Genomic DNA, 11,746 nt, shown 5'->3' on the forward strand with positions numbered 1-11,746 from the left:
TTTATCGCGGTAAAAACCGGACGAATTCGCTAGTGAAATCTAAAAACCCCTTAAAGCCTATGATTTATATATGTTTTTTAGAGTTGGCACAGGGTTTGCCCTATACAAGATATGAGCCACCATATCTTCTCAAAAAACACCAGCCAGCAGCGCCCTAGCAAGGCCCGCAAAACGCTGTTGTTAGGCGTGCTCGCAGCGCTGTCAAGTCTGCCCTTAGCCGCACTGGCATTCGATTTGAGCGATGTCGCAGCTATCGCCCAAGCCCGCTCCCAATCGGTTTGGCAAGCGCCTAGCGTGGTCATGCCGCCTGAGCTAGCAGCACTCGATTACGACGCTTTACGCGACATTCGTTTCAACACCGACAAAGCACTCTGGCGCGACCAGTTGCTGCCAATAGAAATTAACTTCTTTCACATCGGTCGTCAGGGCGACAGCGTTCGTATTAATGAAATCACCGCAGACGGCGTCACGCCATTTGCCTACAAAGCCAGCGACTTTAACTTCGGCAAAAACCAGCTATCCACCGCCAATTGGGGTGAGCTCGGTTTTGCTGGCTTTCGTGCCCACAGCTTTTTAAATTCGACCAACTACAAAGACGAGCTAATCGCCTTTATGGGCGCGAGCTACTTTCGGGCTTTAGGCGTCGGTCAGCGCTACGGCTTGTCGGCGCGCGGCTTAGCCATCGATACCGTGGGCGGTGCACGCGAAGAATTTCCTCGCTTTACCGAATTTTGGTTAGAAAAACCACTTCCAGGCGCGACCAGCCTTACCATCTACGCCCTGCTCGAATCCGAACGCATGACAGGCGCTTACCGCTTTGATATCCAAGGCGGTATTGATACCGCTGTCGACGTCCACGCCCAAGTATTTATGCGCCCGGCCAGCCCGGCAGTTGCCACCTTTGGCATGGCGCCGCTGACCAGCATGTTCTTCTTCGGTGAGAACCAGCCCCGCACTGGCGACTTTCGCCCCGAAGTACATGACTCAGACGGCTTGATGATGGCCAGCGGAAACGGCGAATGGCTATGGCGCCCACTGCAAAACACCAGCTCGGCGCTGGTCAACTCGTTCAGCATGGAGGCCCTCAAAGGCTTTGGCCTGATGCAGCGCGACCGCGACTTTAAAAGCTACGAAGACTTAGAAGCGCGCTACGAGCTGCGCCCGAGTGCCTGGATTACACCGCTTGGCGACTGGGGTTCAGGCCGCGTCGAGTTACTGCAATTGCCCACGCCTGACGAGACCCACGACAACATCGTGGCCTATTGGGTACCCAACAAACTGCCGCTGCCGGGCGAGGCTGTGAGCATGGCTTGGCGCATCAACTGGCAAGGCAAACAGCAGCAACGCCCGCCCAACAGCTGGGTGACGCAGTCGCGCAAAGGCTCGGGCTTTAGCCAACTCAGTGCGCAAGTGCAAAAACAAATCACCGAATTCTCGATTGACTTTGCTGGCCCGGCTCTTGAAAGCCTAAGTCCAGACGCTGCTGTCAAAGCCGTCGTCACCAGCGACGCCAACGGCCGCATTCTTGAAAGCCAAGCCCTATACAACCCCGCCGCCGGCGGCTGGCGCATTCACCTACGTGTGCAGCGCATAGACCCAACACAGCCCATAGAGCTGCGCGCCTTTTTGCAACATGACAACAACACATTAAGCGAAACATGGACCAATCTCATCACACCCTAAACGACACACAGTCGCTGCTAGCCGGCACTGCCAGCCCCAGCCCAGAAAGCCATGTAAGCGCCTCTGTTGTTAGCAAGAAAGATCGCAGCCCGCTGCGCGCCGAACGCCACCCGAATGCGGTGACAGCGCCTACGCTAAACCGCGGCTCTATGTTGCCAGCGCCTTGGCGCGGCTTTTGGAACGGCATGGCCAGCGTACTGCCGAGTCAAGACAAACCCGCCGCTCAAAATGTGACGTCAAGTGCGGCCAAGACCAGCGAAAAACCGCTGCCGTGGCAGCGCGCGGCAAGCCGCCGCCGCAGCCTTTTTCTAATCCTCACCTTTATCAGCACGGCCTTTGCCAGCAAGCTGTTTTCGGATCTACAGCCAGCCTACAACAACGCTTGGCTGACCTATGGCCAGTTAGCCCTGTTCGCATTGCTGACCGCTTGGGTTGTTACCGGCTTTATGACCGCCATGATGGGTTTTTACGTCACGCTGCGTGGCGACCGTTGGTCGCTGTCAGCCAAGGATGTCAAAGACCACAGCTTTAATGACGATGCCCGCACCGCCATCATCATGCCAATTTGCAATGAAGATGTGCGCAGCGTATTTGCTGGCCTGCGCGCCACCTGTGAGTCGATTGCCAACACCAAGCATGTAGGTGCTTTTGACGTGTTTGTGCTGTCTGACAGCAACGACGTCAACATACAAAAAGCCGAACGCCAGGCGTGGGAAGAGTTGCGCACGCAACTCGCCGGCCAGCCAGACCAGCCACAAATCGAGGTCTACTACCGCCTGCGTACCCGCCGTACCCACCGCAAGGCCGGTAACGTCGCCGACTTTTGCCGCCGCTGGGGCAAAGACTACCGCTACATGGTGGTGTTAGATGCTGATAGCGTGATGAGTGGCGACTGCTTGGTTAGCCTGGTTAAGCTGATGGAAGCCAACCCTAAAGCCGGCATTATCCAAACCGCCACCCAATCGATTGGCCACGCTACGCTGCATGCGCGCGCGCAGCAGTTCGCTTCCCGCATGACGGGCCGTTTATTCACCTTGGGCATGCAGTTCTGGCAACTTGGCGAGTCGCATTACTGGGGTCACAACGCCATATTGCGGGTTGCGCCTTTTATGGAGCATTGCGCACTCGCACCAATTACCGGCACGGGCGGCATGGCCGGCGGCATTATGTCGCACGACTTTGTTGAAGCCGCTTTGATGCGCCGCGCCGGCTTTTATGTCTGGCTGGTTTCTGACCTGACGGGCAGCTACGAGCAGCAGCCGCCAGATTTACTCTCCGAGTTGCAACGCGACCGCCGCTGGTGCCAAGGCAACTTACAAAACGCCCGCTTGATCGCTGAACCCGGCATTCACCCTGTACACCGCTCCATGTTTGGCACTGGCGCCATGGCTTACTTGTCGGCACCGCTGTGGCTGAGTTTTCTCACGCTAGGCACAGCCTTGTGGTTGTCGGGCACACCGATGATTAAAGACTGGAACTTGCTGCCCGCCGAGCTGTTTGGTATTTGGGCTTGGACGCTGAGCATTTTGTTTTTGCCGCGCGTTTTAGGTATCGCAGCAGTACTGATTAAAAAAGAACAAGCTTCTTTCGGCGGCACAGCCGCACTGCTGCGCAGCGCTTTGTTAGAGACTTTGCTGGCTTTGCTGCAAGCGCCGCTGCGCATGATGGCGCACTCGCTGTTTGTGGCGGTGGCAATCACCGGCCTCAAACTCGAATGGAAATCGCCTCCGCGTGAAGCCGTTAGCGTGTCGTGGAAACATGCAATTGAGCAACTCGCGCCCATGAGCTTGGTGATTGCCGCATTGGCGGCCGGTATTGCATTGATTGACGTTAGCGCCTTGATCTGGTTAATACCCGTTGGCCTACCGCTGCTACTAGCTGTGCCGCTAACTGTCATTAGCAGCCAGCCCCGTCTTGGCGCCGTTATGCGTGCACAGGGCTTTTTGTTAATCCCAGAAGAGACTCGCTCACCCGCCGTTTTGCGCCGTGCTTGGATGCATGCCAGGCCAGCGGCTAAACCAAGACTTCTGGCGGCTTGATAGGCTAAGACGCTGCGCGTTGCGCAGGTAAAAAAGGTCTGATTTCGCTTGCCGAGTCAGGCCTTTTTTTTCGGCTTGATACATTCAATTTAAGTCGATGTTTAAGTCGGCTTTAGTTTTCGCAGAAATTTTAAAATCCAGCCCTAGTCAATTGTTCACGGTGCGGCAAGCCTTCGCTGTCACCCAACACTTGAACCGCGCATGCACCTATGTAGGCGCCGCGTTTGACGGCTTGCGGCACGGACAAACCTTCTAGCAGCGCGCTGATAACACCGACGGCAAAGCCGTCTCCTGCACCGACTGTGTCGACAACAGAATCAACAGCAAAACCGGGCACAAAACCCTGACCGCTTGGGCCATCAAAATAAGCGCCATCGCTGCCGAGTTTGACCACCACTAAAGCAGCGCCGGCTTGACGGTAAAAAGTGGCGATGTCTTGAGGGCTGTTTAAGCCGGTCAAAAACCGGCCCTCATCCAAGCCCGGCAAGACCCAATCCGCACGGCTGGCCAAGTCATTGATAGACGCACGCATGTGTTCAGGTGTGCGCCATAACGTGGGTCTGAGGTTGGGATCAAACGAAATGCTGCGCCCGGCTAGACGCATCAAATCCATACTTTTAATAGCGGCGACTAGCGTGCTGTTTGAGACCCCAGCAAAGACGCCGGTTGCATGCAGATGACGTGCACTCACCAGCCAGTCTTGGTCAATATCGGCCTCGCCCATATGACTGCTAGCCGATCCGCTGCGGTGAGATTCGACCGTTGGATCGCCACCGTTATCAACTCGGCCTTTAAATTGAAAACCGGTTTTTTGCGCAGCAATGCAAACCACGTGTGAGCAGTCAATGCCTTCAGCCTTCATAGCGGCTAACAAATAGCGGCCCATAGAGTCGGTACCCAGACGACTGGCCCAACCGACACGCAAGCCCAGTCTCGACAAGCCAATCGCGACATTGGTTTCCGCACCCGCTGTGCGCTTGTGAAAGGTCATCACCGCTTCGAGCGGGCCAAGCTGATCCGCCACCAGCAGCAGCATGGCTTCACCAAAAGTGACCACATCAAGCGGCTCTTTTACTTCAATCGAAGCGGTTTCAGTGTGCATGCGAGAGATGAAATAGTTGATCTAGAAAACTGCGTGCAGTCTGGAAAGGTTTAGGCAAATGCACGTCTGCGTTTAGGCATCAAAGCGTGTTGGCAGGTGAGACAGAACGCTTAAAACTTAGGCATGCCCTTCATGCCGCCCATGCGCTTCATCATCTTCATCATGCCGCCGCCCTTGAGCTTTTTCATCATGCCTTGCATTTGCTCAAACTCGTTGAGCAGGCGGTTGACTTCTTGCACATGCACGCCAGAACCGGAGGCGATGCGGCGCTTGCGCGTGGCTTTGATTAGCTCGGGCTTGCGGCGCTCTAGTGGCGTCATGCTTTGGATAATTCCTTCTTTGCGCTTGATATCTTTTTCAGCTTTATCCATGTCGACCTGACCGGCTTTAGCTGCCATCTGCGCCGGCAATTTATCCAGCAGGCTGGACAAGCCGCCCATGTTTTTCATCTGCTGAATTTGGCTTAAAAAATCATTCAGATCAAAACCGTCGCCAGACTTCATCTTGGCCGCCAGCTTTTGCGCCGCGGCCATGTCAACACCGGCGGTGACTTGTTCGACCAGCGACAAAATGTCGCCCATGCCGAGAATACGGCCGGCATGACGCTCGGCATCAAAGACTTCAAGGCCGTCTAGCTTTTCGCTAGTGCCCGAGAACTTAATTGGCGCGCCGGTGATTTGGCGCACGCTAAGGGCTGCACCACCGCGCGAATCGCCATCGGTTTTGGTCAGAATAATGCCGGTTAACGGCAAGGCTTCTTTAAACGCCTTGGCGGTATTGATCGCATCTTGACCCTGCATGGCGTCGACTACAAAAAGTGTCTCTACCGGTTTTAGCACCGCATGCAGCTGGGTAATCTCAGCCATCAAAGCGGCGTCAATGGCTAGGCGGCCTGCGGTATCGACCAGCAGCACATCAAAGAAATGCCGGCGCGCATAGTCCAAGGCAGCTAATGCAATATCCACCGGTTTTTGATCCGGGCTACTCGGGAACCACTCGGCACCGGCTTGAGCGGTGACGGTTTTAAGCTGCTCGATAGCGGCCGGGCGGTAAACGTCGCCTGAGACGGTCAGCACTTTTTTCTTGCGCTTTTCAATCAGGTATTTGGCCAGCTTGGCGGTAGTGGTGGTTTTACCTGCGCCTTGTAGGCCGGCCATCAAAATCACGGCCGGTGGTTGGGCGGCGAGATTGATGTCACTAACGCCCTCGCCCATGGTGGCGGCGAGTTCACGGCTGACGATGGAGACCAAGGCTTGGCCGGGTGAGAGCGAGCCCATGACTTCTTGGCCGAGGGCTTTTTCTTTAACGCGGTTAATAAAGTCGCGCACCACGGGCAGTGCGACGTCGGCCTCTAACAATGCCATGCGAACTTCGCGCAGCATATCTTGGACATTGGTTTCGGTAATGCGGGCTTGGCCGCGCATTTCCTTGACTAGGCGTGTGAGTTTGTCGGTAAGGGCTGATGCCATGGCGGGAGCTCCACAAGCTGGGAGAAATTTAAGAAGTCGAAGATACCCGGCAAGCGCCGGACATGAGGGGCTGTTAGCAGTCAAATGAATTGAAAAGCTACAGCTAAGGCTAAACTGTAGTCATGATTTTAGCTTTGAGTTCCGGGTGGGGTCTTGCAGCAGCCGCAGGTGCTGTTGCAAGCTATAGCGTGCTCGCCTTATCGGCCAGCCGTTTGAGTCCGCGCACCCTGCGCGGCGTATTGTTTGCCGCATGGCTACTGCATGGTTTGGTACTGACCACTGGCCTGATCGCGGAACCACTTCGCTTTGGCTTTGCACCCGCACTCTCGATGACAGTGTGGTTGGTACTCAGCATTTATGCGGTCGAGAGCCAGCTGTTGCCTCAGCTTGGCACGCACTGGGCGTTGGCCAGTTTGGGCGCATTGGCAGTCGCGTTGACAGTGGTCTTTCCGGGTAGTTTTTACCACCGCATAGCCTCGCCTTGGCTGCCGCTGCACTGGGCGTTGGGCATTGCCTCTTACGGGCTGTTTGCTGTAGCAGTAGTGCACGGCTGGCTGACAACGCGCACCGAGCGCGCCATGCGTCTGGCCACTTCTTGCGACACTGGCGTGCCGCTGTTAACGCTAGAGCGTCTGACTTTTCGCTTTGTTCAGGCCGGTTTTGTGCTGCTCACAGCAACGCTGCTAGTGGGTTGGCTATTTGCCGAGCAGCTCTATGGACTGGGCCAGGTTTGGAGTTGGAGTCACAAAACCATTTTTTCAGTCTTAGCCTGGCTAACTTTTGCCGGTCTTTTGGTTGGAAGAGCGCGTCTAGGCTGGCGCGGCCAGAAAGCGGTTCGCCTGCTGTATTTAGGTTCAGGTCTGCTGCTGCTGGGCTATGTCGGTTCGCGCTTTGTGCTTGAGGTCATACTCCACCGCTTATGAAATATCTGCTCCTCTTTATTTTGGTTCTCTGCGTGATCGGCTGGTGGCGCAACCTTGCGCGAGGCGACAGCCAGAGCAACGAAGCCACCAAGCGCACAGCGCAACCACGCCAAACCGCCCTACCGCCTACCCAAATCGTCGCCTGCCGGGTCTGTGACCTGCACTTGCCGCGCCGTGAAGCACTGGTCGGGCCAGCCGGGCTGTACTGCTGCGAAGCACACCGAAAAATAGGCACGTAAAAAAGGCACGTCAACGTGGCACCAGGCCAAAACAAATCCGGCAACCCGTATGCTTGAATCCCAACCTAAAAGCACTGGCCTGTGGTCCCACGGCTGGTACCAGCACGCCAGAGTGCTGGCTTCACCCAATTTCGGTCCACGCCCAGAGGCGGCACACATCGATTTAGTCGTGATCCACTCCATCAGCTTACCGCCTGGCGAGTTTGGTAACGGCCAAGTGCAGCAATTGTTTACCAATCAGCTTGACTGGGATGCTCACCCGTATTTTCAAAGTATTCGCGGGTTGCAGGTGTCGGCGCATTTTTTCATTACCCGACTAGGTCATCTGTGGCAGTTCGTGAGCTGCGACGACCGCGCTTGGCATGCCGGCTCATCCGAGTACCGCGGCCGCAGCGATTGCAACAACGACTCAATTGGCATTGAACTCGAAGGTTTGGAGGGCGACCGCTTCGAACCCGCTCAATATGAAACCCTCAGCAGCTTATGCAGCTCAGTGCTGACGCATTACCCAATAGCTCACATTGCCGGCCACGAACATATTGCACCGGGCCGCAAATTCGATCCTGGTGCGGGCTTTGACTGGACGCTGCTGCAACACAGCCTAAGCGCGTCAAAAGAGTACTTCCCCACAGTTGGTGACGACGCCTGAAATGAACGTTGAATCTAGCAATATGGTGACGTTGTAAAAATTATTTCTCAAGCATTTAAAGCGCAGAAATTCGGGCCTATCCAAAAGTATTTTTTTTAAATAAGCCAAGCACCAAGCTGGGCACGTGATGCAGCCTAAAAACCGGCGCTAAGCCGCATCAATCCTATATTTTTTCAACCAAAAGCCGGCCTAGCAAGGGCTTGCAGACAACCTCGGTTTAGCAAAGCACTGGTTGCTCGCAAGTGCATCAATTGAGGTTTTAAAAAAGATCTCATTTCGTGTGAAAATACATCTCAAGACACTACCGGTAGTGCTTGAAATCAAAATTAACACTAGGTATAGTGTCTACATATCTTGCTACGTTAGATGTAAATTCAGTCTTTCGAGCCCAGACAAAGACCCCCGCCATAGCGCCCCAGAGAGATTTAAAAAGTCAGCTACGCCGATTTGACAGTCATTTCGTGCGCCTGGTGCGGGTAAATTGAGATTTTAAGTCAGACAAACTTTTTTCCGTAACGACCGAAAAAATCAGCCGCAAAAGTAGCTAAAACCTCAGCCAATAAGCCAAGAAAAAGCCCATGCAAAACACCCTCAATACCGTCAGCGCGGCCAGCGCTGGCAATGCCCTTCATTCACCCTCGACCCATCAAGGACAGGCCCAAGCCAGTCTATTTAGCGACTACCAAATTCTGCGCCGCAACGGCGCTGTCGTGCCGTTTGCGCCCAGCAAGATTGCGGTTGCCGTGATGAAGGCCTTTCTCGCCGTTCATGGCACGCAAGGTGCCGCCTCAGCGAGCATTCGCGAGACCGTTGATGAGTTGACCCAAACTGTGGTGCGCGCACTGATGCGCTCGCGCCCGGGAGGCGGCACCTTCCATATTGAAGACGTGCAAGACCAGGTCGAACTAGGCCTGATGCGCGGTGGCCACCACGAAATCGCCAGAGCTTATGTGCTGTACCGCGAAAAACGCACGCAAGAACGTACTCAGGAACGCGCCCGCACCCCACAAGCGGCCGCCGTACCCCTGTTGCATGTGACGGACAAGGGTCAGCGCGTGGCGCTAGACATCCGCAATCTACAGGCTTTGATCGAAGCTTCTTGCGCCAACCTTGGCGCCGGTGTGGTGGCTGCACCGATTGTTTCTGAGACCATGCGCAATCTGTACGACGGCGTGCCAATAGACGAGGTCTACAAAGCTGCGATTCTCGCGGCCCGCACGCTGATAGAAAAAGATCCGGACTACACCTACGCCACTGCGCGTTTGCTGATGCACACCATTCGCCGCGAAGTGTTGGGTGAAGAAGTCGATCACGCCCACATGCAAACGCGCTACGCCGCCTACTTTCCAGAGTTCATCGCCAAGGGCGTAGCTAACGAGTTGCTGGACGAAAAACTCGCCAGCTTTGACTTAGCTCGACTCGGCGCAGCGCTCAAGCCAGAGCGCGATTTGCAATTTGACTACCTCGGCCTGCAGACATTGTTTGACCGTTACTTTCTGCACGTGCGCAAGCTACGCATAGAGCTGCCGCAGGCATTTTTCATGCGCGTCGCCATGGGCTTATCTCTCAACGAGAGCGACCGTGAAGCGCGCGCCATTGAGTTCTACGAGTTGCTCTCCTCGTTTGATTTCATGTCCAGCACGCCAACCCTATTTAATTCTGGGACTCGCCGCGCACAGCTTTCTTCATGCTACCTAACCACAGTGGCAGACGACTTAGGCGGCATCTACGACGCCATCAAAGAAAATGCATTGCTGTCTAAATTTGCTGGCGGCTTGGGCAACGACTGGACACCCGTGCGCGCACTGGGTGCCCACATCAAGGGAACCAATGGCGAGTCCCAAGGCGTTGTGCCATTCCTGAAAGTTGTCAATGACACGGCCGTGGCCGTCAATCAAGGCGGCAAGCGCAAGGGCGCGGTGTGTGCCTATCTTGAGACGTGGCACTTAGACATCGAAGAATTCCTCGAGTTGCGCAAAAACACGGGCGACGATCGTCGCCGCACGCACGACATGAATACAGCCAACTGGATTCCAGACTTGTTCATGCGCCGGGTGATGGAAAAAGGCAGCTGGACGCTGTTCTCGCCAAACGACACGCCCGACTTGCACGACAAATATGGCCGTGAATTCGAAGCCATCTACACCGCTTATGAAGAGCGCGCCGAACGCGGCGAGCTCAAGCCTTCACGCAAACTGCAAGCCACAGACATGTGGCGCAAGATGCTGTCGATGTTGTTTGAAACGGGTCATCCTTGGATTACTTTTAAAGACGTTTGCAACATTCGCTCGCCGCAGCAACACGTGGGCGTGGTTCACTCCTCAAACCTGTGCACAGAAATCACACTCAACACCAGCGAGACTGAAACCGCTGTGTGTAATTTGGGCTCAATCAACTTGGTCCAGCATTTGATGGACGGCCCCGACGGTCAGCGCATGCTCGATAGCAAGAAGCTGCAAAAAACCATCACCACGGCCATGCGCATGTTGGATAACGTTATCGACATCAACTACTACGCAGTTAAAAAAGCGCGTGACTCCAACATGTTGCACCGCCCTGTGGGCTTGGGCCTAATGGGCTTTCAAGACTGCTTGTACGAGTTGCGTGTGCCCTACGCCTCGCAAGCGGCGGTGGACTTTGCCGACACATCCATGGAAGCCATTTGCTACCACGCCTACTGGGCGTCGACCGAATTAGCAAAAGAACGCGGCAAATACCAAACCTACGAAGGCTCGCTGTGGGACAAGGGCATCTTGCCTTACGACACCATGGACATGTTGGCCAAAGAGCGCGGCGGCTATGTAGAAGTTGACCGCAGCATGACGCTTGACTGGGATGCACTGCGTGCAAAAATTGCCCGCGACGGCATGCGCAATTCCAACTGCGTAGCGATCGCACCAACTGCTACCATTTCCAACATCATCGGCGTGGATGCTTGTATTGAGCCTTGCTTTGGCAACCTCTCAGTCAAGTCCAATCTGTCTGGTGAATTCACCGTCATCAACGGCTACTTGGTGCGTGACCTCAAACGCTTAGGTTTGTGGGACGACGTGATGGTGGTTGACCTGAAACACTTCGACGGATCACTGCGCCCGATAGACCGCGTACCACCAGAAATTAAAGCTTTGTATGCCACTGCGTTTGAAGTCGAAACCTCTTGGATAGTCGAGGCTGCAGCAAGGCGCCAAAAGTGGATTGACCAAGCGCAATCACTGAACATTTATATGGCTGGCGCATCCGGCAAAAAGCTCGACGAGACCTACAAACTGGCTTGGTTGCGCGGCTTGAAAACGACTTACTATCTGCGCACCATGAGCGCTACCCACGCCGAAAAATCCACTGTTCAAGCCGGCAAGATGAACGCCGTTTCATCGGGCAGCGCCACCGCCGCTTCAACTGCCAGCAGCGCGCCTAGCGCACTGGATTTGGCAGCGGCCGCAGCGTTGGTTCAGATGAGTGCGTCACCTGCGACTGACATTAAGTTCTGCGCGATTGACGACCCTGGCTGCGAAGCCTGCCAATAAATAATCAGAGGCAAATAACGCGCTTGATGCTGCGGATTTTTATCCCGATTCGATGCAATTAGGCAACACAAAATGGCAACGATAAGAATCACTTCTTTGAGATTCTTGTCGCGGCTTT

General features: G+C 55.0%; 8 protein-coding genes. 6 read left to right on the forward strand and 2 right to left on the reverse strand.

The genetic code is table 11. From position 1 onward, the window contains the following. Window positions 1-111: 111 nt before the first annotated feature. Together HC248_RS13730 and mdoH are read left to right on the forward strand one after the other, a co-directional pair. Entirely contained in the window at window positions 112-1,683 is a 1,572-nt protein-coding gene (locus HC248_RS13730) for a glucan biosynthesis protein G (protein WP_168922961.1), read from the forward strand. Then, a complete protein-coding gene (gene mdoH / locus HC248_RS13735; protein WP_168922962.1) occupies window positions 1,659-3,722 on the forward strand; it encodes a glucans biosynthesis glucosyltransferase MdoH in 2,064 nt (687 codons plus the stop codon). Before HC248_RS13730 ends, mdoH begins: the two co-directional genes overlap by 25 nt. Before the next feature lie 130 nt (window positions 3,723-3,852). On the opposite strand, the gene HC248_RS13740 is transcribed toward mdoH, so the two are convergent. After that, entirely contained in the window at window positions 3,853-4,824 is a 972-nt protein-coding gene (locus HC248_RS13740) for a sugar kinase (protein ID WP_168922963.1), read from the reverse strand. Between the two features lie 110 nt (window positions 4,825-4,934). Then, a complete protein-coding gene (gene ffh, locus HC248_RS13745; RefSeq protein WP_168922964.1) occupies window positions 4,935-6,293 on the reverse strand; it encodes a signal recognition particle protein in 1,359 nt (452 codons plus the stop codon). A gap of 122 nt (window positions 6,294-6,415) precedes the next feature. Here ffh and HC248_RS13750 point away from each other — a divergent pair, with 122 nt between their 5' ends. The 4 genes from HC248_RS13750 to HC248_RS13765 all read left to right on the forward strand — a co-directional run bounded on the left by HC248_RS13750 (window position 6,416) and on the right by HC248_RS13765 (window position 11,628). Then, the gene (locus tag HC248_RS13750; protein ID WP_168922965.1) at window positions 6,416-7,216 is read left to right on the forward strand and encodes a cytochrome C assembly family protein; all 801 of its coding nucleotides are present in this window, start codon (window positions 6,416-6,418) and stop codon (window positions 7,214-7,216) included. Further along, window positions 7,213-7,455 carry a PP0621 family protein gene (locus tag HC248_RS13755; RefSeq protein ID WP_168922966.1) on the forward strand — a complete coding sequence of 81 codons (243 nt, stop codon included), beginning with the start codon at window positions 7,213-7,215 and terminating at the stop codon, window positions 7,453-7,455. Before HC248_RS13750 ends, HC248_RS13755 begins: the two co-directional genes overlap by 4 nt. A 49-nt stretch (window positions 7,456-7,504) precedes the next feature. Further along, complete coding sequence (ampD, locus tag HC248_RS13760) at window positions 7,505-8,104, forward strand: 1,6-anhydro-N-acetylmuramyl-L-alanine amidase AmpD (protein ID WP_168922967.1); 600 nt, start codon at window positions 7,505-7,507, stop codon at window positions 8,102-8,104. Window positions 8,105-8,682: 578 nt separating this feature from the next. After that, window positions 8,683-11,628, forward strand: a complete 2,946-nt coding sequence (locus tag HC248_RS13765; RefSeq protein WP_168922968.1) for a ribonucleoside-diphosphate reductase subunit alpha — start codon at window positions 8,683-8,685, stop codon at window positions 11,626-11,628. Window positions 11,629-11,746: the final 118 nt, after the last annotated feature.

Source organism: Polaromonas vacuolata (genome assembly GCF_012584515.1).
Lineage (GTDB): Bacteria > Pseudomonadota > Gammaproteobacteria > Burkholderiales > Burkholderiaceae_C > Polaromonas > Polaromonas vacuolata.

What these genes read in the sequence shown, in the direction of transcription:
- HC248_RS13730 (WP_168922961.1), top strand. Translation starts at nt 112, where the DNA reads ATGAGCCACCATATCTTCTCAAAAAACACCAGCCAGCAGCGCCCTAGC.
- mdoH (WP_168922962.1), top strand. Translation starts at nt 1,659, where the DNA reads ATGGACCAATCTCATCACACCCTAAACGACACACAGTCGCTGCTAGCC.
- HC248_RS13740 (WP_168922963.1), bottom strand. Translation starts at nt 4,824, where the DNA reads ATGCACACTGAAACCGCTTCGATTGAAGTAAAAGAGCCGCTTGATGTG.
- ffh (WP_168922964.1), bottom strand. Translation starts at nt 6,293, where the DNA reads ATGGCATCAGCCCTTACCGACAAACTCACACGCCTAGTCAAGGAAATG.
- HC248_RS13750 (WP_168922965.1), top strand. Translation starts at nt 6,416, where the DNA reads ATGATTTTAGCTTTGAGTTCCGGGTGGGGTCTTGCAGCAGCCGCAGGT.
- HC248_RS13755 (WP_168922966.1), top strand. Translation starts at nt 7,213, where the DNA reads ATGAAATATCTGCTCCTCTTTATTTTGGTTCTCTGCGTGATCGGCTGG.
- ampD (WP_168922967.1), top strand. Translation starts at nt 7,505, where the DNA reads ATGCTTGAATCCCAACCTAAAAGCACTGGCCTGTGGTCCCACGGCTGG.
- HC248_RS13765 (WP_168922968.1), top strand. Translation starts at nt 8,683, where the DNA reads ATGCAAAACACCCTCAATACCGTCAGCGCGGCCAGCGCTGGCAATGCC.